We start from the raw sequence: 24,960 nt of genomic DNA on the forward strand, positions 1-24,960 counted from the left end.
AGAGAGGTAACAACCAGATTGAAGATCGCCGGTCATTTTAGCCGTATAACTTCAAAATCAAAAAGCAAACCTTAACGTCTTGAGGGAATGGGTTCCGCTGCGCTCCACCCATAAAACCCCGACTGCCTACGCCGGAAAAAGCTGGATAGATAATGCGAAAAACACAAACAAACAGACTTCAATGAGATCGGTTCAATTTAAAAAGTTACACGACAAGTAGTCTGACAGATGGGGGACGCAGGTTGCGGGCGTACAGGCCGAGCTTTTCCAAGTCTTTGTCATCGTAATCGACGATCTGCGACATGAATTCATAAAAGCGGACAAAAGTACCGAGATCTTTCTTGAAAATTTCTAACGCGTCTTTTTCCTTCTTGCACTCTTTGAAGGCATTTTCGGCGTTAGTAATCATGATGACGTCATTAAACTTTTTAGTTCGTTCAAACATATCGCGCGCTTGCTTGTACGCCTCTACGGCCGACTTATAGCGTTTCTGCCAGCGTTCTACGGCGGGTTTGCAGATATTCGCAATCGCCGCATTGCTCTTACTCTTGACAAAGAAGGCAGCGCAGAATTGCTCGACTTCCGTCCAGCTAAAAATACCGGCAGCGCGCAGCTTGTCGTTCAAATCAAAAATCAAATCCGGGTCAGACACATCGGCCAGCTCTGCCGTCTGGAAGTAAGGCTGGAAGGCGGCCAGGATTTCTTCCGGTTCATTAAAGAAATCCAGAATGAAGGTGCCGGTCTCGGCCTTACTCGGGTAAATCCGGTTCAGGCGCGACAAGGTTTGCACGCACTCCACCCCGCCCAGCTTTTTATCCACATACATGGCGCAGAGCTTGGGTTGGTCGAAGCCAGTTTGAAATTTATTCGCCACGATCATGACTTGGTAGTCGTCGGTATCAAAGGCTTTGCGCATGTCGCGTCCTTTGAGCAGCGGGTTCATATTCATCTCGGTGAACTGACTGCCCAGCACCGCCTCTGAATTCGGATCTTTATCGGTAAATTCCACCTCACCCGAGAACGCCACCATTGCGCGGATATTCTGATAGCCCTGGGTGGTGATGTACTTATCGAAAGCCTGCTTATAGCGCACCGCCTCTTTGCGCGAACTGGTCACGACCATCGCTTTGGCCTGACCGTTCAGCAAACCCATCACTTGGGTTGTAAAATGCTCGACGATCACTTGCACTTTTTGGCTGATGTTGTAGTCGTGCAGGCGCACCCATTGATTCAGCTTGACCTTGGCACGCTTGCTCTCGACTTCCTGATCGGCATCCTTCATCTTCATCGCCAGGTTATAGGCGACTTTGTAATTGGTGTAGTTCTTCAGCACATCGAGAATAAAACCCTCTTCTATCGCCTGACGCATGCTGTACACATGGAAGGCGGCGGGCTTATTGGTCTTGGACGGCGCTTCATCCGGGCGCGGTAAGCGGCCAAACAGTTCTAAAGTCTTGGTCTTGGGCGTGGCGGTAAAGGCCAGGTAACTGAGGTTTTTCGAAGCGCGACGCGAGGCGACTGCGGCATCCAGAATATCGTCGGTGGTCAGTTCCGCCTCATCATCGCCCACGCCTTCTACCATCAACACCTCTTTCAGTTGCCGGGCGGTGGAACCGGTTTGTGAAGAATGCGCCTCGTCGGCGATTACTACGCAGTTACGTTCTTTCAGGCTGACGCTGTTTTCTATCGCCTTCAATACAAACGGAAAGGTTTGTATCGTGACGATAATAATCGGCTGCGAGTTTTCCAAAGCCTTGGCGAGTTTTTCTGATTTGGAACCATCACCTTCCTGATTATTGATCCGCCCGACCACGCCATCGGTATGCTCAAACTGGGCGATGGTGTCTTGCAATTGCGCATCAAGCACAGTGCGATCAGTCACCACAATCACCGAATGAAATTGCTTATTGCCCTGGGCATCGTACAAAGACGAAAGCTGATGTGTATAGTGGATCCACATATCCGGACAACAGTTTAAACTAGTGTCTGTCGAAAAGAGACGAGGCAGACCATGAGTGAAAATAAGAGAAAAATATTTAGCGGCGCACAAAAAGCCAAGGTGGCAGTTGAGGCGATCAAAGGCGAAAAGACGATCAATCAGATCGCCCAAGAGTTCGGGGTGCATCCGACGCAGGTCAGCCAGTGGAAGAAAGAATTACTGGAAAATGCAGGCAGTCTGTTTGAAGGTAAACGCGGTCCGAAACCGGCCAGCACACAGAACGACCCAGACCGTCTCTATGCCAAAATTGGGCAACTGAATATGGAACTCGATTGGCTTAAAAAAAGTCAGGGATCAGCCTGTAACGGTACGATTGCAGTGGGTAGAGCCGCTCTCTGCCCTTTCAATCGCCACACAATGCCGTCTCGTTTCAGTCACGCGCTCGGTCGTGTACGACAAGAAAAAGCGCTTGCAGGAAGAGATCAATCCGTTTGATAGTTTGCTGTTGCAATTGCTTGACGAGGAATACACCAGACATCCATTTTACGGCACGCGACGCATGACGCATTACTTGCGAGACTGTGGCCATACAGTGAACCGAAAGCGCGTACAGAGGCTGATGCAGCAACTGGGATTGGCAGGTATGGCCCCAGGCCCCAACACCAGTAAAGCGCATCCGCAGAACAAGATTTACCCGTACTTACTGAGAGGTATCGACGTCACTCGACCAAATATGGTCTGGAGTACAGACATCACATTCATCAAGCTGCCGCGGGGTTTTGTCTATCTGGTGGCGATCGTTGACTGGTACAGCCGGAAGGTGCTGTCCTGGCGGTTGTCGAACACGATGGATGCGGGGTTTTGCGTGGACTGCTTGGAAGAAGCCATAAAATGGTATGGAACGCCGGAGATTTTTAATACCGATCAGGGTGCGCAGTTTACCAGCCAGGCCTTTACTGGGCTGCTGCTTAGAAACGGCATCAAAATCAGTATGGACGGTCGCGGGCGGGCGCTGGATAATATTTTTGTTGAGCGCTTATGGCGCAGTGTGAAATATGAAGAAGTGTATTTGAAAAAGCATGAAAGTATGCCGGAATTGGTGATCGGCTTGGCGAACTATTTTATGTTCTACAACGCTGAGCGTAAACATCAATCATTGGGTTATCAAACGCCGGAAACCGTGTATGGCTCAGGCGTGGGCGGCGGTGCCAAGATCGTAAACAAATTTGGTACTGAACTGCCTGATTCAAAAAAGCTAGAAAAGAAAAGCACGGTAGTGATGTAGTGCGAATAACGGGGCAGCGCCGCGCAGCTGTGGCAGAAACAGGCACTATCTTAAACTCTTTGAATAATTGTCTGGACTTAGGGGGCCACTTTAGACCTGAGCCTTGTTTAATTCTCTCGCGTAAATCATCTGTAATCGTCGACAAATAGAAATAAGCAAATTCATGATTCAGGCTTAAGCACTCAAATCCTACGACACCGTCATTTGCATTTGCGTTGATTGTAAGAATTTTTGGCACACCCAACGTAGCACCACTATTCGAAATTAATAGTGTTCCCGCTGAAAATACTCTGCATTGTTCACTTCCCAACTTGGTTAGAAATGACTCTGTAGAAGTCAAATACACTTCATCATCTTTGGTAATCTCAGCAACCGTAACCCACGGAGAATAGTCTCCATTAAAAAGTAACGGATCTCCTGCTGGGCGCGGCGCGCCACCTCGAACGACCATGGAAATATATCCAAATTTACTGACCACCCAATGCGCCGGTACTTCACCTAACCACTCCACACCTGAGTCGCGCATGGGGGCGTTGGGGTTGAGGCCTTTGGTGACGGCATGACTAATCACTGCCTGCCGCTTTTCTTTGAGCAGCTTGATCAGCCCTTGCTGCTTCGCTATCAGGGTATCGATCTTGGCGGTTTCGTGGTCGAGGAAGTTGGCGATTTTTTCTTGTTCGTCTATGGTTGGCATTACGACACGCAATGCTTTTATTTGCTCCCCCGTGATCAAGGGTTGAGCACTTCTGCTGGCATATTCGTTAATCCGTGCTGCAACAAGTAGATGAAGAAAATAGCTATCCTGAAAATTACGCCACGTAGAAAGTTTCAACGCATTATCGGTGATCCAACATGTCTCATCCAAAAAATGTACATTTCCACACAAGGCACCGACTCGCCCGATTGCAAATGATTTGCTTACTGTATTGATTAATGATGTATAGCCAAGTGTTCCATTGCCACCGATCACTCGATATTTATTAACATCATCCTCAGCCTTATCAAAATCAGTATTTGAAAGTCCATCGCCGCTAGCAATATCGATGAACCATCTTAATGAACAAGTTTTCCAATGCTGCGGAACCAAGCCCAACCACTCAACCCCAGAATCCTTATATTCCGCATAAGCCTTATACCGACTCATAGCCCCTCCTCCTGCGCAATATTCAACAGATAGAACTCATGCAATTTGGCTTGCAACATTTTTTTATCGGGCAACTGGGTTTGGTATTCGGCGATCATGGCCGGTGACAGGCTGCGGCTGAGCGCGTACTCGACCACTTCATCATCTTTGCTGGCGCACAGCAGCACGCCGATGGCGGGGTTTTCGTGGGCTTTGCGGTGGTCGCGGTCTAGGGCTTCGAGGTAGAAATTGAGCTGCCCTAAATGTGCGGGGCTAAAGCGATCTACTTTGAGTTCTATCGCCACCAAAGCATTGAGGCCGCGATGAAAAAACAGCAGATCGATGGCGAAATCTTGTTTGCCCACTTGCACGGGATATTCACTGCCGACAAAACAAAAGTCGCGCCCCAGCTCGATCAAAAATTGTTTGAGCTTGCCGATTAAGCCTTGCTGTAAATTGGCCTCGCTGTGATCTTGTGGCAGGTTTAAGAAATCGACGATGTAGCTGTCCTTGAAGACATGCATGGCTTCCGGTTGCGTTTCTCTCAACACTGTTGAGAGTTTTACTGGATTTAAGATCATGCGCTCAAATAAAGCGGCATTAAATTGCCGTTCCAATTCGCGCTTGCTCCATCTTTCCTGAGTTGCCATGCGCAAGTAAAACTCACGCTCTTCCGGACGCTTACTTCGGCCAAGAATGATCAGGTTATGGGTCCACGGCAATTGTCGCACCAGTGGCGCGACAATTTGATCATTTTGATAAGTTTCATAAAACTGACGCATACGGAACAAATTGGAGCTAGTAAATCCTCTTAAATTCGGCTGTGTCACCGCTAGATGTTGAGCCAATTGCCGAATGACGCCATCGCCCCATTCTGCGACTTTAAGCTTATCGCTCATATAAGCGCCGACTTGCCAGTACAACTCAATTAGGGTGGTATTGACGACTTGGTAGGCATGCTGACGTGCTGCCGCGATCAGGTGGACGACTTCAGAAAAATCGGGTTGATCTGTTTTTATCACGGTCGTTTTACTCATGAATGCACCTCTTGCAGCAGCTTCATGATCTCTGCACTGACGGCATCGAGATCAGCATCAATCTCGGCCAGATCGCGCGGTGGCTGGTATTGGTAGAAATGGCGGTTGAACGGGATCTCGTAACCGACGATGCCGATTTGCTGGTCTTTTTCATCCTTCTTGCTGGCGTCTATCCAGGCGTCTGGCACATGCGGTTGCACTTCTTTTTTGAAGTAAGCTTCGTTGATGGCGTTGACGGTTTTGCTTGGGTCTAGCGCGACGTTTTCTGCATCGCGCAGATCGCCATCGGCTTTGTATTCGACGACTTTGCCGGCGTAGTCGCCTTCACCGGCAAACAAGCCATAGATGGCGTCGGCCTTGGTTTTGTGGATTTTTTTGATGACTTTTTGCGCTTCTGGGTTCTTCCAACTGACTGCCGCTTCTATGGCTTTTTTGTCTTTGGCGTCTAGGCTAATACCTTGTTTTTTAGCCGCTAGTGCCAGCGCATCATCAAAGGCGTTCATATCGTCAAACTGGGCGCTGCCTATGGCTGCTTGCAATTGGCGGGCTTTGCGCAGGATGGCGAGCTGGTTACGCCAGGTGTCGCGGTCTAGCAGGTCTTTGACGTGTTTTTCTTTAAGATCTGCAAAGTGCAGTTTGATGTAACGGCGTATCGCGTCTTGATGACTGCTGAGGTCGCCATAGTGGGCGCAGGCTTCTGCGTCTGTCCATATTGCGCCATCAGCAGTTGTGGCAAGGCCGGCGTATTCGGCGTAGGCCCATTGCATCACGGCATTTAAAGCACCGGATTCAAAACGCAGGCTGGCAATGCGCTCGTCGCTAAATTGGTAAGACATGCGCAGCGGGCGTTCTATGGTGATACGGCGGTAGCCAAATTCGTGGGTTTTAAAAATCTTGGCGGCGAAGGTTTTGGCCGCTTCGGTCTTGGGGTTGGCTGACTGGCGGCCGCGATTGCTCTTTTGCTCGGCAGGTTTATCCAGTTCACGTGCATCGACCCCTTCAAAATTACCGAAGCATTGGGTGATGATGGCGATGTCGTTCTCATCCATGACATTGCGCTTACTACCCAAAGATTTACGCATCTTGCCGCACAGGTTGACGCCATTAATCAGTTGCACCAGTCCTTTGCGTGCCTTGGCTTTTTTATTCGACAGCACCCAGACATAGGTGGAGATGCCGGTGTTGTAGAACATATCGGTAGGCAGCGCGACGATGGCCTCTAACAAATCGGCTTCCAGAATATAGCGGCGGATTTCTGATTCACCCGAACCGGCACCGCCAGTGAACAAGGGCGAGCCATTGAGAATAATGCCGATACGCGCCCCGCCGTCTTTGGCGTCACGCAGTTTGCTGATCAGGTGCAACAGGAACAGTAAGCTGCCATCTGACACTCTTGGCAAGCCCGCGCCAAAGCGACCATCAAAACCTTTGTGGCTATGTTCATCATTGATCTCTTGCTCGATTTTTTTCCAATCGACGCCAAACGGCGGATTCGACAGCATGTAATCAAACTTGTCGGCATAGAGCTGGTCATTCGAGAGCGTATTGCCGAGCTTGATATTGCCCACCTCTTGGCCCTTGATCAGCATATCGGCTTTACAAATCGCATAGCTTTCCGGATTGAGCTCTTGGCCGTAGGCGCGCATGACAGCTTCGGGGTTGAGTTCATGCACGTATTCCATACCGGACGACAAGAAGCCGCCGGTACCGGCGGTAGGATCGTAGATGGTGCGGATAATGCCGGGCTTGGTCAGCGCATCATCGTCTTCCATAAACACCAGCGAAGTGGTCAGGCGCACGATATCGCGTGGGGTGAAGTGTTCACCGGCGGTGTCGTTCGAACTTTCAGCAAAGCGACGTATCAGTTCTTCAAACACCAAGCCCATATCGTGATTCGATACGGCCTTAGTGCTGAGATCAATGGTGCGTACTTTTTGTACCACTATAGTGGATCCACATATCCGGACAACAGTTTAAACTAGTGTCTGTCGAAAAGAGACGAGGCAGACCATGAGTGAAAATAAGAGAAAAATATTTAGCGGCGCACAAAAAGCCAAGGTAGCAGTTGAGGCAATCAAAGGCGAAAAGACGATCAATCAGATCGCCCAAGAGTTCGGGGTGCATCCGACGCAGGTTAGCCAGTGGAAGAAAGAATTACTGGAAAATGCAGGCAGTCTGTTTGAAGGTAAGCGCGGTCCGAAACCGGCCAGCACACAGAACGACCCAGACCGTCTCTATGCCAAAATTGGGCAACTGAATATGGAACTCGATTGGCTTAAAAAAAAGTCAGGGATCAGCCTGTAACGGAACGATTGCAGTGGGTAGAGCCGCTCTCTGCCCTTTCAATCGCCACACAATGCCGTCTCGTTTCAGTCACGCGCTCGGTCGTGTACGACAAGAAAAAGCGCTTGCAAGAAGAGATCAATCCGTTTGATAGTTTGCTGTTGCAATTGCTTGACGAGGAATACACCAGACATCCATTTTACGGCACGCGACGCATGACGCATTACTTGCGAGACTGTGGCCATGCAGTGAACCGCAAGCGCGTACAGAGGCTGATGCAGCAACTGGGATTGGCAGGTATGGCCCCAGGCCCCAACACCAGTAAAGCGCATCCGCAGAACAAGATTTACCCGTACTTACTGAGAGGTATCGATGTCACTCGACCAAATATGGTCTGGAGTACAGACATCACATTCATCAGGCTGCCGCGGGGTTTTGTGTATCTGGTGGCGATCGTTGACTGGTATAGCCGGAAGGTGCTGTCTTGGCGGTTGTCGAACACGATGGATGCGGGGTTTTGCGTGGACTGCTTGGAAGAAGCCATAAAATGGTATGGAACGCCGGAGATTTTTAATACCGATCAGGGTGCGCAGTTTACCAGCCAGGCCTTTACTGGGCTGCTGCTTAGAAACGGCATCAAAATCAGTATGGACGGTCGCGGTCGGGCGTTGGATAATATTTTTGTTGAGCGTCTATGGCGCAGTGTGAAATATGAAGAAGTGTATTTGAAAAAGCATGAAAGTATGCCGGAGTTGGTGATCGGCTTGGCGAACTATTTTATGTTCTACAACGCTGAACGTAAACATCAATCATTGGGTTATCAAACGCCGGAAACCGTGTATCGATCAGGCGTGGGCGGCGGTGCCAAGATCGTAAACAAATTTGGTACTGAACTGCCTGATTCAAAAATGATAGAAAAGAAAAGCACGGTAGTGATGTAGTGCGAATAACGGGGCAGCGCCGCGCAGCTGTGGCAGAAACAGGCACTATCTTAAACTCTTTGAATAATTGTCTGGACTTAGGGGGCCACTTTACACCTTGTAGAGCAAATTGGCGTCGTTTAGCTGGCCGATGAATTCCGCGAAGTTAAAGTATTCAAAAATCTGCCGGGCGTCTTTGGAAAAACTTTGGATATAACTTTCCAGATTGGCCTTGATCCCGGTTTCACCCAGCTTAGACAAATCCATCTTGGAGGTGTTGAAGAACGACAGCCCTCCTGTCGCACGCAAGATCATTTTCTCTTGCGCCTCTTCCGGCAGATTCAGCGCCTGGACCTTTTGCTGCTCAGCCAGCACCGCCTGTTTGCTGGATTCCAGCACGCATTCCAGCCGACGCAATAAGCAAAACGGCAGAATGACGCGGCCATATTGGCTTTGCCTGAAATCCCCACGCAAAAGATCGGCAATCGCCCACGAATCTGAGGCGAGGTTGTTGGCAATTTGGGTCATGGAATGTCTTTTTTAAAGCAAATAAGATGAATAAAGCCTGACAGCGATGGGCTTGCGGCAGGTTGGCTGCATAAGGCGGGCAAACCCGGCATCGCTGTCATTTTATGTTGAGGATAATATTACCCTAATAGCAATAAAATACCTATAGGGCTTGTGAACGTCGGTAGATTCAGAACGATTTATCTTGTCAAGGCCCAGCACATTCTGCGGATATGGCAATCTGCGCGGAAAATTTTTCAATTTTCATCAAAAATCTGACTAGGGTTTGAAACCCTAGTCAGATTTTTGATGAACTTGTTGGAAAAAGACTTTTTTCTAGTGTTTTTCTTACAGTCACCATCACTCCTTACTATTGCATAGTTTAAAGTGGCCCCCTAAGTCCAGACAATTATTCAAAGAGTTTAAGATAGTGCCTGTTTCTGCCACAGCTGCGCGGCGCTGCCCCGTTATTCGCACTACATCACTACCGTGCTTTTCTTTTCTATCATTTTTGAATCAGGCAGTTCAGTACCAAATTTGTTTACGATCTTGGCACCGCCGCCCACGCCTGAGCCATACACGGTTTCCGGCGTTTGATAACCCAATGATTGATGTTTACGCTCAGCGTTGTAGAACATAAAATAGTTCGCCAAGCCGATCACCAATTCCGGCATACTTTCATGCTTTTTCAAATACACTTCTTCATATTTCACACTGCGCCATAAGCGCTCAACAAAAATATTATCCAGCGCCCGACCGCGACCGTCCATACTGATTTTGATGCCGTTTCTAAGCAGCAGCCCAGTAAAGGCCTGGCTGGTAAACTGCGCACCCTGATCGGTATTAAAAATCTCCGGCGTTCCATACCATTTTATGGCTTCTTCCAAGCAGTCCACGCAAAACCCCGCATCCATCGTGTTCGACAACCGCCAGGACAGCACCTTCCGGCTGTACCAGTCAACGATCGCCACCAGATAGACAAAACCCCGCGGCAGCCTGATGAATGTGATGTCTGTACTCCAGACCATATTTGGTCGAGTGACGTCGATACCTCTCAGTAAGTACGGGTAAATCTTGTTCTGCGGATGCGCTTTACTGGTGTTGGGGCCTGGGGCCATACCTGCCAATCCCAGTTGCTGCATCAGCCTCTGTACGCGCTTTCGGTTCACTGTATGGCCACAGTCTCGCAAGTAATGCGTCATGCGTCGCGTGCCGTAAAATGGATGTCTGGTGTATTCCTCGTCAAGCAATTGCAACAGCAAACTATCAAACGGATTGATCTCTTCCTGCAAGCGCTTTTTCTTGTCGTACACGACCGAGCGCGTGACTGAAACGAGACGGCATTGTGTGGCGATTGAAAGGGCAGAGAGCGGCTCTACCCACTGCAATCGTACCGTTACAGGCTGATCCCTGACTTTTTTTTAAGCCAATCGAGTTCCATATTCAGTTGCCCAATTTTGGCATAGAGACGGTCTGGGTCGTTCTGTGTGCTGGCCGGTTTCGGACCGCGTTTACCTTCAAACAGACTGCCTGCATTTTCCAGTAATTCTTTCTTCCACTGGCTGACCTGCGTCGGATGCACCCCGAACTCTTGGGCGATCTGATTGATCGTCTTTTCGCCTTTGATCGCCTCAACTGCCACCTTGGCTTTTTGTGCGCCGCTAAATATTTTTCTCTTATTTTCACTCATGGTCTGCCTCGTCTCTTTTCGACAGACACTAGTTTAAACTGTTGTCCGGATATGTGGATCCACTATAGTTTCCTGCAAAATGACGATTTACACAAAATTATTTACACCCTCTATTTTCGTATTTGTCCCATAGATCCCCAGCACACTTACTGTTATTGTGGCTCTTATTTTCAGTAGCTATCCGTTATAAAAATATTCGCTCTGAGTCCAACTATTTTGTTCAGAAGAAGCGGACATTGCGGAATGATTTTTCGAAGGATGTCATTTTTTACAATTGAAGGCCGCTCCAGCCTAATGTACTCAACATCTCACCGAATAGATTGGGAGCAGCATGTTTTCAGGAGTAGATGGATAACTTTGTGAAAAATTCCAGTAAAAAATAACATCTGAGATTAGGCCATCTCTTGTGAAAGAGTTAAGGAAATAATACGAGGACCATCAGTAGATTCGTAAAAAAAGTTTACTCCCTCGTTTGAATATTTTGTTCGTAACGCCTTATATCGGGAGACGCAAAAATTTACCCGCACTTCCCTTGATAAATAACAGCGACTTAAAAAGAACCATCCTCTACAAGTGGTCGGAAATTAGACTTGGAAATATAAAAAAATCTCACCTTTAGCTTGAACTTTTTTCAGGTGATATGGAAAGCGTGTGCGCACAATTCAAGACGGAATTTCTGCTAAATATGCCGGTGAAAAATCTCTTTATAGTCGTGTCTCTTGCACTCCTTTTTGGTTGCAAAGGAAACTCGTTATCGGCAGACGAATATTTGACCGTAACTATTAATGACAAGGATATGGTTTTCAAAAAGACGAAAAGCCTTATTTCCGAGCAGATTGTGCTTCTACCGCATACGGAAACAAAGTATTACCAAGAGGAGGTAAGTCGCATTATTCAACAAATTAAAACGATGCAATGCCAATTGCCATATGCCAATAATTTTTTTGGTTTTGTTAAAAGAAAAAATTTTTTTAACATCGATAAAAAATAACAGAAAATCTGAAATTTATTGGCTGCAATATGATGACCAGAACTTGCATCACTATCCGCTTTATTTCCACATCTCCAGTTGTACCGTAATGGAATTCGGAGAACTCGTATTTCCAGCAAATCTTATTATTTTATGTAAAGAAACAGTGACAAACTAAAAATGTTCAAGGAAAAATATAATGACAATTTCTTTATTCATGAATCAGCGTATTCGTCATATTTTTCCAGACACGTTAACGATCCTGACAACATACCGGTGCAATGCTGAGTGCCGTCAGTGCTGCTTTGAATCGAATCCAAAAATAGAAAAACGTCTATCCCTTGACGTAATCAATAAGCGCATAGAGGAAGCATATCGAACTTTCCCTGCACTTAAACTCATTGTTTTTAGCGGTGGGGAAACATTCCTTTTGAAAGATGACCTGTATTCGGCAATTAAATACGCCAATAGTCTTGGGCTAATGACGCGTTGCGTCACTAACGGATTTTGGGGGAAAACAATTGGCACCGCTAAAAGAACCGTTCAGAAGCTCGTTGCGAGTGGAATCAATGAGATCAATATTAGTACGGGATCTGACCATCAAAAGTGGGTGCCGTTTGAAAGTATAGAAAATGCAGCGCAAGTACTTGTAGAGTCAGGAGTTTTTACGCTTGTTACCGTCGAGCGCGACTCAGAGAAGAGCAATTGTTACGAGCGAGCGGCAAATAGCGTGGTGCTCAAGAAATTATTACAAGATAAGCCATTACTATTCACCTTGCAATGCAATAGCTGGATGCCGTTTCATGACGACTATGAACAAAGAGGGGCCCCCATTGGCATCGATGTTCCTGATGGATGTTCGCAAATATTTCATAATCTTGTTGTAACTCCACATGACCAATTAGCGGCATGCTGTGGACTAACGTTTGAACATATACCCGAGATGAAGCTTGGTACTCTTGGAGAAAAAACGATGGATAAAATGTTTAATGAAGCTCTTGATGATTTTTTAAAAATTTGGATACATCTGGATGGCCCTACAAAAATAATGAAAAAACTATTTGACGAAGAAGTTGACGAGGGCTTGAGCCAAGTACATCACATTTGCCAAGCGTGTGCAATCATGCATCTTCATACTCGTGTCCGTGAAACATTGAAAGCGCGTTATACGGAGTTTTTGCCGGATGTCCTGAGTCGATTTTCGCTAAAAATAGCTATGCGCAATGCGGAAAAATCTGTGTTCCCAATTGCAATCGTTGACTAACTCGGAGGAGAAAATGAAACGTCGATATTTTCTCGGAATTGCTCTTGGTTCACTTGGGGTTCCGAAGTTGGGAACAGGCACGAGCCTGTACGGAACACCTGTAAGTATTCTGCCACGACCACTCACGTTGCCACATGAAGCTTTACGGCTTTCTTTGTCTGAAGCAAATATACCGACAGGTTTATGGAATGATTTATCATCGCTTGGTTCCCTCTGGGAACGAATTCTCACAGACCCTGAAGAAAAAGCATTATTCAAACGCGATCCAGGTAGCTATCTGGAGTCAAGAGGAATTCCTAGAAATATACTCGCTTCTCAAGATCAAGAAGTTAAGATGTTGACAGCACTATGTAACGATGATGTCTTGAGTAGTGCCATCCAAGGAGACTATAAACAATTTTTATCTATGCTTACTTCTTTAGGCGTAGTAAGCGCACGGCCCCCATCAGCACTAAAAGAAAGGGCAATCCAAGCGCTTAGGGGTGATGCAACAAATACTGAATATACAAGACGACTTACAACAGCCACAGACGGTGCGCAATTTCAAAAGCGATTAAAACAAAATGAACTCCAATATATCTATAGTCAAGTTGCACCTAATAGTGACCAAGCGGCTGTAGTGGCTATTCCTGTCGCTATAGCCGCTATTGTCGTTGCTTATATTTCTGTTGCCACATCGATAACTGTGGCGATTTTAGCCGGTGTTTATATTTCCGTTGCCGTCAGCGTTGCGATTACAGTTGGAGGTGGACACTCTCGCAATGCCGGCGATCAATGGCCGCTTTTTGCAGGCCCCCCACAAAGCGGTGTAATTACTGCAAAAACACCTCAATCAGCCAGACAAATGCAAACTGATAGAGAGTTTGCAGAAAGAGTTTTGATTGGCAAGCGAATGTTAGCCCTCGATCCAACAAGATTAGTTAATGCACAGGAAACTGCCAGAATTGCGAAATTATTGAAACAAGACGCTTTTGTTTTGGAGGCAAACAGACAACTTATTAGAGATGAAATTGATGCTTTTATTTCAGCAGCAGAAGAACTCAATATTATTAAAATACCAAGTTCAACACGAACGCATGTATTGGATGCAATGAAGCAACTATCTATACGTGCGGCCGGACTGTCAACCACCTAGCTTAAACATATAAAGAGGTAATTATGAGTGAAGTTTTTATTTTATCTCCCCCTAGTTTAAAAGCAGCAATCACTTTTTTTATTCTAGCTTTTTTGACACCTGTAGGAGTGTTGGGAATCGCTGTTGCATTCTCAAAAACGAGCACTAGCGCCGGCATCCTTACTACAATTTTAATTATTGCTTTATTACCCTTTGCGTTGATATCTTGGACGGCTTTTTCAAGGCGACAGATTGAAATTAATGCGAATGAAATTGTTGTAAAAACAGCTTTTTATACTACACGCGTTAATCGCCACGATATAGGCGCTGATATTCGCACAATTCAGCTAAAAAATTTACAGGCAGGCAGTATTTCCTCTCGTACAAATGGTATCGGTTTGCCAGGATATCAAGCTGGTTGGTTTGAATTGAAAAATGGCCGTTCAGTATTTGTGTCTATAACAGAGGAAAATATTTTATATATTCCAACCAATAAAAATTTCGATATTATTTTGAGTTTGCCCAATCCGAATGAGGTGATCAGCCGTTTGAAAAAAGATAAATGATAAATGATCGGTCGTTTTACCTGATTCTTAATTTATATAAATTAATGGAGAAATAGATGACACAAAATCGTAGAAGTTTCGGACAGTTTGCGTTTGCTTCCATTTTGACATTGACAACTAAGTCAGCCATCGCCCAAGTCAGTTCATCGTTAAAGACTCCAGAGCAATCGGAATTTATTTTTTTTGTTAATGAAACCGATAGGTCTGCCGCACAAAAAAAAGCTGAATTTCTATTATCGCAATTAGATACACCACCTAGCGTTGCATCGCAGCGAATTGAGGCTATCTATGCCCAAGGGGCTGCAGCCCTCAAGACTAGATATTCCGGAAGTGCTTTTAATCAGAGAATCAGTACGGAACGAGGTGCTTTAGGATTGGTAAGGGAAAGAGTGTTTCAAGGAATTGATGGCGGCTTTAAAAAATTACCAAACATCCCAGCAGGTGAGTATCTTATAGTTGTTTTTGCGACGATATTTCAAAATTCGTCGGATATATATACTGAGCAAATCACGCTAGCGCGCAACGATACGTCATGGCAGTTTGTTGAATATTTTATTGCAAAAAAACCTTATTACTCTTATTAACTGATATGACACAAGCGTAAGCCGCTAGGGAAGCGCGGATTAATCGCTGTGGAATTGTCCGTTGCCAATGAGGAGGCAATGCAAGGCGTCTTTTGCTGTCAATAGCGAGCTATTGACGGTAAAAGGCGACGCAAGTGCGCCTCAGTGGCGGCGGGCAAACCACTTGGATTAAATCTGCGCTTCCCTAGCCTGAATGTTTCATAAACCATCAAGTTACCCACAATTAATATGCTTGTACGAAACTTTACCATTCACCGTGCAATATAAAGTAAGTGCTCCATAAACCCCAGACTTGCCGCCTAAGCCCATTTCCCACATCCTTGTCACACCTTAATTTTTTTTGGAGCGACAACGATGAAGACCATCATGGACCAGCAATTCTGGATGAATCATGCGGCCGAACTTGAGCGTGAAGCCATTTCTGCCAGCGCCTATGCCCGACGCGAAGGCATCTCGGTCGCCGCCATCTACTACTGGCAGCGCAAGTCCAAAAAGCTGGCAGCAGGCCCGTCCAAACCATGCTCCTCGTTTGTGTAAGTGCGCGTAGCCGAAGGCGAATCAGCGCGTCACACACCATGCGTGCTGATACTGCCATCGGCCATTCGTCTCGAGATCGCTGCACTGCCATCGCCAGAATGGTTGGTGAGTTTGTTGCACGTCATGCCGGGAGTCCGCTGATGCATGCCGGCTGCCGTATCGATCAGGTCTATTTGTGCCGCACCCCGGTTGACTTCAGAAAGTCCATCGACGGCCTGTCAGTGTTGGTCGAACAGGAACTCGAACTCAGTCCTTTCGCCAGCGCCTTGTACGTCTTTATCAACCGTCATCGGAATAAAATCAAAGTACTCTACTGGCATCGCAATGGGTTTTGTCTGTGGTTGAAGCGCTTGGAGAAGGACAAATTCACTTGGCCAAAGGCGGGCGATTCGATGACGCAAACACTCAGTACGCAGGAATTTGAATGGCTGCTCGAAGGCTTCGATTTATGGCGAAATCAGCCGCATCAAACCTTGAATTTTACTTCTGTTTCATAGGCGGATTTGGTAAAATGACGTATGTCTTTTACCCCCTTCAAATCGCCTATCACACCGCCGCAGATTGAACTTCCCAAGTTCGTTCTGCCGGCAGTTTTGCCTGACAATATCGCTGAACTTAAATCCTTGCTACAGGCACAGCAAGCGCGTATCGGCGCGATCGAACAGCAAGCGATGCAGGCCATGCAGGACGCCATACAAGTCGCGACGCAAACGGCGATGGAAGTCGCCATGCGTGAAGCGAACAACTACCTCTTGCGCATGATCGAACAATCCGTGCTGGCACGGCATCGCATGTTCGGAGCCAGCTCGGAACAGAGTGATGCCCAAAGCCGATTGTTCGACGAGGCCGACACATTGGCGCAAGCGACGACACCAGCGCAGAATCTCGCCGATCTGCCAGCCGCAACGTCGGCCGAGGAAAGCGCCGACAACAAGCCAGGCAAAACACCGGGACGTGGCAAACGCAGCCCCTTGTCGCCCGCGTTGAAACGGGTCGACGTGCTGCATGACATACCGGCACACGAACGTACGTGCCCATGCGGTACACCGATGGTGGAAATCGGCGCAGACATCAGCGAGCAACTCGACATCGTGCCGATGCAGGTGCGTGTGCTGCGTCATATTCGCAAACGCTACGGCTGCCCTGGCAGTACGCACGCGCCGGTGACCGCAGCCTTGCCACCACAACCGCTTCCAAAAAGTAATGCCAGTGCCGACTTCCTCGCCATGCTCTTGACGACCAAATATGTCGATGGCTTGCCGCTGGCACGCTTTGAGAAAGTGTTGGCGCGACACGGCGTACCGGTTCCACGCCAAACGCTGGCACGCTGGGTCATCGGTACGGCCCGCTTGCTGCAACCCTTGCATAATCTGGTGCGTGACGCCTTGTTTGATAGCGGCGTCATCCACATGGATGAAACGGTGGTACAAGTGCTCAAGGAAGCCAATCGCACAGCCACGAGTCAGAGCTACATGTGGGTGCAGACAGGCGGACCGCCTGGCAAGCCGATGGTACTGTTCGATTACGACCCCAGCCGCAGCGCGGAGGTGCCGACGCGACTGCTCGACGGTTATCAAGGCTATTTGATGACCGATGGGTACACCGGCTATACCCAACTGGCGAAGACGGAAGGTATTGAGCACTTGGTGTGCTTTGCACACGTTCGCCGCCGCTTCGTCGAAGCGGTACGAGTGCAAGCCAAAGGCAAGCGTGGACGTGCCGACGAAGCGGTCGCTCTGATCGGCAAACTGTATGCCATCGAAAGTCAATATCGGGATGCCGACGATGCGACCAGACTGTGCGCCCGTCAAAACTTGAGTGTTCCTGCGCTGGCAGCACTGAAGAACTGGATGGAAGTGACGCTGCCGACGGTGACGCCGCAAAGTGTGCTGGGCAAAGCCTTGGCGTACATGGAAAAATACTGGCCCATGCTGGAACGGTACACCGAGCGCGGCGACCTGCCGATTGATAATAACCGTGTCGAAAATGCGATTCGGCCGTTTGTAATTGGACGCAAAGCGTGGTTGTTCAGTGACAGCGCAGCCGGCGCGCACGCCAGTGCGCTTATTTACTCCTTGATAGAAACGGCCAAAGCATGTGGACTGGAGCCGTACACATGGTTGCGACGAGTCATACGCAGCTTGCCGCTGACGAAGACGGTGGATGAGGTGGAGGCGCTGTTGCCGTGGAATTTGCATAAGCACGATTTAGCCAGTGAAACCGTTGCTTGAATAGGTTGTTGATGGTGGAGCGCTTACAATCAATCAACATGCGTCTGCGGAAAATGTCACCAAGACACGCGTTGCGTTTACGACCGCTGATGCTGAATCGCCAAGCAAGCTTGCCGATCAGACTCAAATCGCCTCGGCAAAGTAAGTTAAGATGAAAAAACCTGCAAGATTATATTTTCTACGTATAAAAACCTTAGGCAAAGGTAAGCATAAATAGACAAAATCCTTATAAATTTCGAAAATAATCAAGAGCCAAGAAGCCATGAAAAATAAACATCAAGAACAGTTAAAACGACTCGCTAAGCTCTACCATAGAAATTCTCGCCGAAGTCATTTTGAAGAAGGAATAATTGTTCGGCATCTTTACGATACGGAAAATTCCCAAAAATTTTCCTGGTGGGACGATGTTGTATTTATATTAAACGATTACCGCGTCAATGTTGCGTGGACTCATCCTCGTTTTGTTTATAACGAACGAGTAGAAGAAATAGCTCGCGCAGAGTGTGAGCACTTGGAAAGTCCAAGTATGCTGGATTTCATGGCTGATAGCTTGCCGAACTATCGAAAAATCGGCAAATCACGAAAAAAAATCGTTTCGTACACGACTGAGCGCAAAACAAATGATGCTTATTTTGAGTCTTTGCGTGCGAGCGAAATTCGCATCGCTCGTGATCCGAACAACGGGATTTTCATTGCGCCACAAATATCGACAAAATGGACAAATTGGTCGCGTTTCGTCAGCATCTGCGTTCCGATCGAGGTGCATGGAACGGCTGATTTAGGCGATCTCGCAAATTTAACAAAACGACTCTTAAAGCGAGAAACGTCATTAGAACAAGAATTCCCGCAGTATCTGTACAGTCAAAAAAACTGGAATGCAGAATTTCAAAACAAAGATGAAATTAAACTTTTAGCACACACAATCAAACAATAAACCGCGAGTTCAAATATGAAGTGCAACTGAAGATTAATAGCGATGGATGGGAAGATACAGCAGCATCCAGCCTTCCAGACCTTCAAGTCAAAGTTAGCCGAAATGACACATACACATCTTACCCCAAGACGAATGACACCAGATTTACATACTCAAAAAAGCCGGACATGATCAAAGCGTGATTGCGCCGGTAAAAGCCTCATCAAAAGCACGCTCGGCAAGGTTCCTACCGCTGCAAGCTCGAAGGCCTGGACCTTTCGGCGAACCATCTTACTTGCGCTTGGGCTTGACCTTAGGCTTCTCCTTGGCGGCGTAGGATGCGGCCAGCTGCTCGATCGGCGTGTTGCCGAGCGCCGCCTTCATCTGCGTGAACAGGCCGCCGACCTCCATCGCCAGGTAGCCGATGTAGCTCTCCGTGTCCAAGGTCTTCGCCACCGTCGCCGAATCGACGAAGCGGCTCATCTGGGCCTTGAACTCGCGGCTGTTGACGATCTCCGGCAGCTGTTTGATCGCGTAGTCGAGCAATCCCGGATAGTTCACGACACCGTAGTCTCCGATCTTCGCGGCCACCAGTCCCGGCACCAGCTTCGCGCCGCGCGTCGCCATCCAGGCCAGATCCCAAATGTCGCGGTGGCGGATCTTGGCCGAGTCAGACCCTACCGGCTGTCCGGCGTTGTCCAGAAGCGAGGTCGGGAAGGCGAGCACCTTATCCGCCATGATCTCATCGAGCGACTCGGCGTTCACCAGCACCGTCGACATGCCGTTGAGGAACTCGTAGTTCGCCCGCAGCGGGGTCAGCTCGCGCGTATGCGCCGGGATGTTCGTGATCTCCAATTTGATCTTTTGGCGCGGCATCGCTGGGTTCTCGGGAGAGGTCTCGATCGAGATCCACCACTTGTCGACGCGCACATGCTTGACACCATCCTCGCCGACCTTGGCGGGCTTGTTGTTCACCATCACTTTGAGGCCGAAGCGCGCACCGATGCGCTGTTCCACGCACTCCTTGATCCGCTGCATGCTGGCCGCTGAGAAATCGCGGCCGCCGACGAAATCGAGGTCCTCACTGAATCGATCCGACCCGCGGCATAGCCGCAGCGAGGTCCCGCCTTGGAAGACCAGGTTACGGAGCAGCCCCTCGGCGTCGAGCGCTTGGAAAATCTGGTAGTGCAGCAGCTCCTTCTCCACCACTGGGCGCATGGCCGACAGGGCCGGGTTGGACATCGCCCTATCCACCATTTCGTGGAAGTCTTGTTTGTCCGAGCTCATCCCTCTGCTCCCTCGTCGTCTAGCGCGCTTCGATCGATCATGTTGGCGTTGCGGCCCACGCGCAAGAGGTCTCGGACCGCCGCCTGCTTAGTGGCGATACGCAATGGGCGCCCTTTGGCCGTCAGCGTGTGCTTGACGATCTCCGCCGCGCCGCGCTTGGTGTGGGTGAACTCGATCGTCCCGTAGGGCGTCTCGACCTTGCCGCTCTTTCCCTTTGTCATCACCGTCATTCGGCTGACCGGGATCTGCGAGATCACGCCGTATTCTGAGAGGATCGACTCCAAGCTCACATACGACAGGCTGCCTGGCCGGAGCGCCTTCGCGATCTCCTCGGCAATCCAGCGGTTCTTGCTCCTCGCCGCCGGGTTGACGTAGAGGCCTTTGGCCACGCGCTGCAGCAGCCCATCGGCGACCATGCGCTGCAAGGACTTTTCGAGCGCCTTCTCGCCCTCCTCGGGAAAAAGCTTCTCGATGTCTCGACGCGCCAGGACATACACCCCCCGTCCATCGAGCTCGGACAGCTTGCGGAATAGCTCCATTTTTTTCATAAGTTACCTACAACCCGATCTTTAAGTAGGGCATTAGGATACTTATTGTAGATACGCGAGGATTTTGCGTCAAGATCAAGTATCCCGAAACCCTACATTTAAATAGGGTTTAAGGTGACTTGTAGATGCCCGCAACGCTTGATCCGCTGGATGGCCAGTCCAAGACTCGCCATTCCCCCATGCTTTGAGAGGTAGCGTCAAGTTGTCGACGGCGTAGAAAGTCGGTAAGCAATGGGATGGACGCCCCCACCCGAAACGGCATCAGATGCACCAACGTGTAGATGTTACACAAGCACTTGTATAGTGGATCCACATATCCGGACAACAGTTTAAACTAGTGTCTGTCGAAAAGAGACGAGGCAGACCATGAGTGAAAATAAGAGAAAAATATTTAGCGGCGCACAAAAAGCCAAGGTGGCAGTTGAGGCGATCAAAGGCGAAAAGACGATCAATCAGATCGCCCAAGAGTTCGGGGTGCATCCGACGCAGGTCAGCCAGTGGAAGAAAGAATTACTGGAAAATGCAGGCAGTCTGTTTGAAGGTAAACGCGGTCCGAAACCGGCCAGCACACAGAACGACCCAGACCGTCTCTATGCCAAAATTGGGCAACTGAATATGGAACTCGATTGGCTTAAAAAAAAGTCAGGGATCAGCCTGTAACGGTACGATTGCAGTGGGTAGAGCCGCTCTCTGCCCTTTCAATCGCCACACAATGCCGTCTCGTTTCAGTCACGCGCTCGGTCGTGTACGACAAGAAAAAGCGCTTGCAGGAAGAGATCAATCCGTTTGATAGTTTGCTGTTGCAATTGCTTGACGAGGAATACACCAGACATCCATTTTACGGCACGCGACGCATGACGCATTACTTGCGAGACTGTGGCCATACAGTGAACCGAAAGCGCGTACAGAGGCTGATGCAGCAACTGGGATTGGCAGGTATGGCCCCAGGCCCCAACACCAGTAAAGCGCATCCGCAGAACAAGATTTACCCGTACTTACTGAGAGGTATCGACGTCACTCGACCAAATATGGTCTGGAGTACAGACATCACATTCATCAGGCTGCCGCGGGGTTTTGTGTATCTGGTGGCGATCGTTGACTGGTACAGCCGGAAGCTGCTGTCCTGGCGGTTGTCGAACACGATGGATGCGGGGTTTTGCGTGGACTGCTTGGAAGAAGCCATAAAATGGTATGGAACGCCGGAGATTTTTAATACCGATCAGGGTGCGCAGTTTACCAGCCAGGCCTTTACTGGGCTGCTGCTTAGAAACGGCATCAAAATCAGTATGGACGGTCGCGGTCGGGCGCTGGATAATATTTTTGTTGAGCGCTTATGGCGCAGTGTGAAATATGAAGAAGTGTATTTGAAAAAGCATGAAAGTATGCCGGAATTGGTGATCGGCTTGGCGAACTATTTTATGTTCTACAACGCTGAGCGTAAACATCAATCATTGGGTTATCAAACGCCGGAAACCGTGTATGGCTCAGGCGTGGGCGGCGGTGCCAAGATCGTAAACAAATTTGGTACTGAACTGCCTGATTCAAAAAAGCTAGAAAAGAAAAGCACGGTAGTGATGTAGTGCGAATAACGGGGCAGCGCCGCGCAGCTGTGGCAGAAACAGGCACTATCTTAAACTCTTTGAATAATTGTCTGGACTTAGGGGGCCACTTTATTGAACCGAGGGAGGCATCACCATGAAGGTTACAACAATCGGCATGGATTTAGCAAAATCTGTTTTCCAGTTTCACGGCATGGATGCTCACGGCAAGAGCGTACTGAAGAAACAGTTGAAGCGAGACTGTTAATTTACATCTAAAACTGACCCACCGATTTCAGGGTGCGCAAAAATGAAAAAAGCCCCGACGATTTCTCGTAAGGGCTTGATTCAATGACTAAAATTCTGGTGGGCCTCCCGTGAGTCGAACACGGTACCAACGGATTATGAGTCCTTACCATTGCGCTACAATACTTAACTATACATTACTAAACAATGATTTAGCGCACATCATCTACCATTGCACAGGTGTTATATAACAATGCGGTTGAACCTTCGTTGACCCTACATACTACTCACTAGCTCCGCCCCACTACCAGCCAACGGCACCAGTCGGCCAGTTGTTCGGAAAACCCAGTTCTTGCATCAGCCCCATCCCGTACTTAACCTTCAGATCAACGAGACGTTGGCGAAACGTCGTATTGAAATCAATCGAATCAAGCAACACATGCACAACTGTAAGGGCTGCATATACCGACTTATTGTCCGAAAATTTGATACTCTTAGCTTTAAGATTCGTTGGCCCAACACCGAGTTTCTGCCCCAAGAACCTATCATGATGAGCGGCCATGTTGCGCAATACTGTTAATGTGTGCAGCCAGCTTTCAAAGACCTCGACTTGTCCAATACCAAATTTCGCCGAAATAGATTTCTTATCACTTGCATCTCGCAACATTTGATAAGTTTTCGACCACATCCCTAGCGTTACGCATTCACTCATTGCCCAACTAGGAGGCAAATATGGATCATCATACTCATCATAGTAAGCCTTGATGAACCGCTTGTCCCCTGATCTAGCAACCTCACTTTCAATCTTGGACAGCATTTGTCCGACACCAAATTTTCGACCTGGTTTGAACAAGGAAGTGTCTAAGTACCAGTGAGGCGTATGCTTAAGACTTAAAAAATTGCACAACGAGCTACGGATAGCAACCTCCAACCGTTCAACGGCTTCAAGAATAAAGGCTCGAATTTCGCGATCGAATTCATACCGGTCGCGAATCATCTCAAAGGTCGTGTTGGCCTTAAACTCATTGGAAATCGGATCAACGAAATGGAACCAGTAACCTTTGAGCCTGTAATGACCAACAAAAGTGATGTACTGCTCAGCAAGCTTAGTGTCTGCAACGGCCAGCTTCTGCGCAATTAGCTTCGCTAGCAAAGCGGCTGGGGGTTTCGCAGTCTTGGAAAATGTTGCCAATTGGCGTCCTGGAATAGAAAAGTCGCCTTTTGCACGCCCTCTTTCGAAGGACCTTCCCCGTTGGAGAAGACGTGTGGCGACTGTGTTGATTCAATAATACTTGATATTGACAGCATCGTCAATATACGCAGCAATGGCGGCCCAAATAAAGCAAAAACACGACCTCATGAAAATCCTAGTAAATTTTACACAGTTACTCCAACCGAAGCGTAAAGAAGCCAAGATTTTCAACCTCGACATACTTTTTCCCATTCTGGGACATACGCAATGTGCCAAAAACCAACGCATACGCGCCGGCAATGTCTTCCTCATCGCCAAGGTTAAATCGTTCGTAAGCTTGATTAACAAGTGCTTCGCCAATTACAAGACTCACGTCGCCTTTACCACCGGAATTGAGCCACAACGAACCATTTTGTCCCATGCGCGCGTCCGAAATCATTCCCCAGTAGCCGCGATATTTGCCGTCATGCTCTGACATGATTGATGCGAACGGAACAAAAAAGTCTGCGACACTGAACTCCCCAACACCCGAAATTTCCAAAATCTGCTGTGAAGTTCTGAACTGTTCAGATACGACAAGATTGCGAAGAATTGTACTAAGACGCCTGTGCATAGTAGCATCTGGTCGAGCCCCGCCACCAACATATCGCCCGCCACGGCCGCTCGGATTTCCAATGGCATCTGGGTCGTTATGCCTGTCATTCTCCAGAGCTCCAAAATTAAAATCAACCACTATACGTTGACCAGGGTTATCAACAGTGTCTTGATCATCACCCTGCCCGTCATCACTTTTTTCGTATTCAGGGGCCGCTAATGAGCATCCGATTTCGTGAGGTCGAGCTCCAAAACACGCCGCTTGACCGCTTCGCGACGCTTTACGAAAAAATGAAGGTCCACCACAATTAGGGCAAACCAAGAATTTACGCTTTTGAGCAAGATCGCTCGGCAGCAATATGGAAAAACGAGTTGCTTGATAAACCACATCATCCAACGTACAACGTGCTACGTCCATCAGTGCTCTCCCAAAAAGTTAAAAATGCCGCCTGAAAAGGCAAGGCATTCACGATCCTACACATAAACCGAAAACCAATTATTGCACATAATGCAAGATTTCACGGAGTAATGCATTATTCCTCATGGAATTATTTTTACTGAGTTTGACTGTCACCATAAAATACTCGAACAG

At 48.2% G+C, this 24,960-nt stretch carries 20 protein-coding genes and 2 pseudogenes; 12 read left to right on the forward strand and 10 right to left on the reverse strand.

Annotation, left to right across the window (positions count from 1 at the left end; all coding sequences use genetic code 11):
* Window positions 1-205: 205 nt before the first annotated feature.
* A complete protein-coding gene (locus RHM61_RS00540; protein ID WP_322249200.1) occupies window positions 206-2,110 on the reverse strand; it encodes a type I restriction enzyme subunit R domain-containing protein in 1,905 nt (634 codons plus the stop codon).
* Here RHM61_RS00540 and RHM61_RS00545 point away from each other — a divergent pair.
* Window positions 2,012-3,224 (forward strand): IS3 family transposase gene (locus RHM61_RS00545; RefSeq protein ID WP_416200203.1). Its coding sequence is split into 2 segments (ribosomal slippage): window positions 2,012-2,280 and window positions 2,279-3,224, totalling 1,215 coding nucleotides; the frame shifts between segments, so codons are not numbered across the junction. The genes RHM61_RS00540 and RHM61_RS00545 overlap by 99 nt on opposite strands.
* Before the next feature lie 685 nt (window positions 3,225-3,909).
* On the opposite strand, the pseudogene RHM61_RS00550 reads toward RHM61_RS00545, so the two are convergent.
* From RHM61_RS00550 to RHM61_RS00560, 3 genes and pseudogenes are all read right to left on the reverse strand, one after another.
* Window positions 3,910-4,368 (reverse strand): annotated as a pseudogene (locus tag RHM61_RS00550) (hypothetical protein); the annotation flags it as partial.
* A complete protein-coding gene (locus RHM61_RS00555; protein WP_322249202.1) occupies window positions 4,365-5,384 on the reverse strand; it encodes a PDDEXK nuclease domain-containing protein in 1,020 nt (339 codons plus the stop codon). The pseudogene RHM61_RS00550 and the gene RHM61_RS00555, both read right to left, overlap by 4 nt.
* Window positions 5,381-7,270 carry an HsdM family class I SAM-dependent methyltransferase gene (locus tag RHM61_RS00560; protein WP_322251150.1) on the reverse strand — a complete coding sequence of 630 codons (1,890 nt, stop codon included), beginning with the start codon at window positions 7,268-7,270 and terminating at the stop codon, window positions 5,381-5,383. The genes RHM61_RS00555 and RHM61_RS00560 overlap by 4 nt, the downstream gene beginning before the upstream one ends.
* A gap of 124 nt (window positions 7,271-7,394) precedes the next feature.
* Between RHM61_RS00560 and RHM61_RS00565 the strand changes: the two genes are divergently transcribed.
* A protein-coding gene (locus RHM61_RS00565; protein ID WP_322247645.1) for an IS3 family transposase occupies window positions 7,395-8,608 on the forward strand; the annotation gives its coding sequence in 2 pieces (ribosomal slippage) (window positions 7,395-7,671 and window positions 7,671-8,608; 1,215 coding nt in all).
* Window positions 8,609-8,698: 90 nt separating this feature from the next.
* On the opposite strand, the gene RHM61_RS00570 is transcribed toward RHM61_RS00565, so the two are convergent.
* Together RHM61_RS00570 and RHM61_RS00575 are read right to left on the reverse strand one after the other, a co-directional pair.
* Window positions 8,699-9,115: a type I restriction-modification system subunit M N-terminal domain-containing protein gene (locus RHM61_RS00570; protein WP_322249203.1), complete on the reverse strand. Its 417-nt coding sequence runs from the start codon at window positions 9,113-9,115 to the stop codon at window positions 8,699-8,701.
* Between the two features lie 455 nt (window positions 9,116-9,570).
* A protein-coding gene (locus tag RHM61_RS00575) for an IS3 family transposase (RefSeq protein ID WP_322249204.1) occupies window positions 9,571-10,784 on the reverse strand; the annotation gives its coding sequence in 2 pieces (ribosomal slippage) (window positions 9,571-10,508 and window positions 10,508-10,784; 1,215 coding nt in all).
* A 1,169-nt stretch (window positions 10,785-11,953) separates the two neighbouring features.
* Here RHM61_RS00575 and RHM61_RS00580 point away from each other — a divergent pair.
* From RHM61_RS00580 to RHM61_RS00615, 8 genes are all read left to right on the forward strand, one after another.
* Window positions 11,954-13,018, forward strand: a complete 1,065-nt coding sequence (locus tag RHM61_RS00580; protein ID WP_322249205.1) for a radical SAM protein — start codon at window positions 11,954-11,956, stop codon at window positions 13,016-13,018.
* A 13-nt stretch (window positions 13,019-13,031) separates the two neighbouring features.
* Window positions 13,032-14,153 carry a hypothetical protein gene (locus RHM61_RS00585; RefSeq protein ID WP_322249206.1) on the forward strand — a complete coding sequence of 374 codons (1,122 nt, stop codon included), beginning with the start codon at window positions 13,032-13,034 and terminating at the stop codon, window positions 14,151-14,153.
* 23 nt (window positions 14,154-14,176) lie between these two features.
* Complete coding sequence (locus RHM61_RS00590; RefSeq protein ID WP_322249207.1) at window positions 14,177-14,698, forward strand: PH domain-containing protein; 522 nt, start codon at window positions 14,177-14,179, stop codon at window positions 14,696-14,698.
* Between the two features lie 56 nt (window positions 14,699-14,754).
* Window positions 14,755-15,282, forward strand: a complete 528-nt coding sequence (locus RHM61_RS00595; protein ID WP_322249208.1) for a DUF4019 domain-containing protein — start codon at window positions 14,755-14,757, stop codon at window positions 15,280-15,282.
* A gap of 354 nt (window positions 15,283-15,636) precedes the next feature.
* Window positions 15,637-15,819: an IS66 family insertion sequence element accessory protein TnpA gene (tnpA, locus tag RHM61_RS00600; protein ID WP_322249209.1), complete on the forward strand. Its 183-nt coding sequence runs from the start codon at window positions 15,637-15,639 to the stop codon at window positions 15,817-15,819.
* Between the two features lie 38 nt (window positions 15,820-15,857).
* Complete coding sequence (tnpB, locus tag RHM61_RS00605; RefSeq protein WP_322249210.1) at window positions 15,858-16,316, forward strand: IS66 family insertion sequence element accessory protein TnpB; 459 nt, start codon at window positions 15,858-15,860, stop codon at window positions 16,314-16,316.
* A gap of 21 nt (window positions 16,317-16,337) precedes the next feature.
* Window positions 16,338-18,050: an IS66 family transposase gene (tnpC, locus tag RHM61_RS00610; protein WP_322249211.1), complete on the forward strand. Its 1,713-nt coding sequence runs from the start codon at window positions 16,338-16,340 to the stop codon at window positions 18,048-18,050.
* A 262-nt stretch (window positions 18,051-18,312) separates the two neighbouring features.
* Window positions 18,313-18,984: a hypothetical protein gene (locus RHM61_RS00615; protein ID WP_322249212.1), complete on the forward strand. Its 672-nt coding sequence runs from the start codon at window positions 18,313-18,315 to the stop codon at window positions 18,982-18,984.
* Between the two features lie 270 nt (window positions 18,985-19,254).
* On the opposite strand, the gene RHM61_RS00620 is transcribed toward RHM61_RS00615, so the two are convergent.
* Entirely contained in the window at window positions 19,255-20,250 is a 996-nt protein-coding gene (locus RHM61_RS00620) for a nucleotidyl transferase AbiEii/AbiGii toxin family protein (protein WP_322249213.1), read from the reverse strand.
* On the reverse strand, window positions 20,247-20,798 hold the full coding sequence (gene abiEi / locus RHM61_RS00625) for a type IV toxin-antitoxin system AbiEi family antitoxin (RefSeq protein ID WP_322249214.1): 552 nt from the start codon (window positions 20,796-20,798) through the stop codon (window positions 20,247-20,249). The genes RHM61_RS00620 and abiEi overlap by 4 nt, the downstream gene beginning before the upstream one ends.
* A 366-nt stretch (window positions 20,799-21,164) precedes the next feature.
* On the opposite strand from abiEi, the gene RHM61_RS00630 reads away from it, so the two are divergent.
* Both RHM61_RS00630 and RHM61_RS00635 read left to right on the forward strand, forming a co-directional pair.
* Window positions 21,165-22,378, forward strand: a protein-coding gene (locus tag RHM61_RS00630; RefSeq protein WP_322248146.1) for an IS3 family transposase whose coding sequence is annotated in 2 segments (ribosomal slippage) — window positions 21,165-21,441 and window positions 21,441-22,378 — 1,215 coding nt in all. Because the reading frame shifts where the segments join, the coding sequence is not laid out codon by codon here.
* A 115-nt stretch (window positions 22,379-22,493) separates the two neighbouring features.
* Window positions 22,494-22,598 (forward strand): annotated as a pseudogene (locus tag RHM61_RS00635) (IS110 family transposase); the annotation flags it as partial.
* A gap of 288 nt (window positions 22,599-22,886) precedes the next feature.
* Here RHM61_RS00635 and RHM61_RS00640 read toward each other — a convergent pair.
* Together RHM61_RS00640 and RHM61_RS00645 are read right to left on the reverse strand one after the other, a co-directional pair.
* Window positions 22,887-23,774 carry an Abi family protein gene (locus RHM61_RS00640; protein ID WP_322249215.1) on the reverse strand — a complete coding sequence of 296 codons (888 nt, stop codon included), beginning with the start codon at window positions 23,772-23,774 and terminating at the stop codon, window positions 22,887-22,889.
* A 193-nt stretch (window positions 23,775-23,967) separates the two neighbouring features.
* Window positions 23,968-24,786 carry a hypothetical protein gene (locus RHM61_RS00645; RefSeq protein ID WP_322249216.1) on the reverse strand — a complete coding sequence of 273 codons (819 nt, stop codon included), beginning with the start codon at window positions 24,784-24,786 and terminating at the stop codon, window positions 23,968-23,970.
* Window positions 24,787-24,960: the final 174 nt, after the last annotated feature.

The organism is Undibacterium sp. CCC3.4 (assembly GCF_034347425.1).
In the GTDB taxonomy this organism is placed as follows: Bacteria; Pseudomonadota; Gammaproteobacteria; order Burkholderiales; family Burkholderiaceae_D; genus Undibacterium.

Bases quoted from the DNA above. Each gene is read 5' to 3' on its own strand.
- abiEi (WP_322249214.1), bottom strand. From the start codon at position 20,798: ATGAAAAAAATGGAGCTATTCCGCAAGCTGTCCGAGCTCGATGGACGG.
- RHM61_RS00590 (WP_322249207.1), top strand. From the start codon at position 14,177: ATGAGTGAAGTTTTTATTTTATCTCCCCCTAGTTTAAAAGCAGCAATC.
- RHM61_RS00555 (WP_322249202.1), bottom strand. From the start codon at position 5,384: ATGAGTAAAACGACCGTGATAAAAACAGATCAACCCGATTTTTCTGAA.
- RHM61_RS00580 (WP_322249205.1), top strand. From the start codon at position 11,954: ATGACAATTTCTTTATTCATGAATCAGCGTATTCGTCATATTTTTCCA.
- RHM61_RS00570 (WP_322249203.1), bottom strand. From the start codon at position 9,115: ATGACCCAAATTGCCAACAACCTCGCCTCAGATTCGTGGGCGATTGCC.
- RHM61_RS00615 (WP_322249212.1), top strand. From the start codon at position 18,313: ATGAAAAATAAACATCAAGAACAGTTAAAACGACTCGCTAAGCTCTAC.
- RHM61_RS00620 (WP_322249213.1), bottom strand. From the start codon at position 20,250: ATGAGCTCGGACAAACAAGACTTCCACGAAATGGTGGATAGGGCGATG.
- tnpC (WP_322249211.1), top strand. From the start codon at position 16,338: ATGTCTTTTACCCCCTTCAAATCGCCTATCACACCGCCGCAGATTGAA.
- RHM61_RS00645 (WP_322249216.1), bottom strand. From the start codon at position 24,786: ATGGACGTAGCACGTTGTACGTTGGATGATGTGGTTTATCAAGCAACT.
- RHM61_RS00585 (WP_322249206.1), top strand. From the start codon at position 13,032: ATGAAACGTCGATATTTTCTCGGAATTGCTCTTGGTTCACTTGGGGTT.
- RHM61_RS00560 (WP_322251150.1), bottom strand. From the start codon at position 7,270: ATGGGCTTGGTGTTTGAAGAACTGATACGTCGCTTTGCTGAAAGTTCG.
- tnpA (WP_322249209.1), top strand. From the start codon at position 15,637: ATGAAGACCATCATGGACCAGCAATTCTGGATGAATCATGCGGCCGAA.
- RHM61_RS00595 (WP_322249208.1), top strand. From the start codon at position 14,755: ATGACACAAAATCGTAGAAGTTTCGGACAGTTTGCGTTTGCTTCCATT.
- tnpB (WP_322249210.1), top strand. From the start codon at position 15,858: ATGCGTGCTGATACTGCCATCGGCCATTCGTCTCGAGATCGCTGCACT.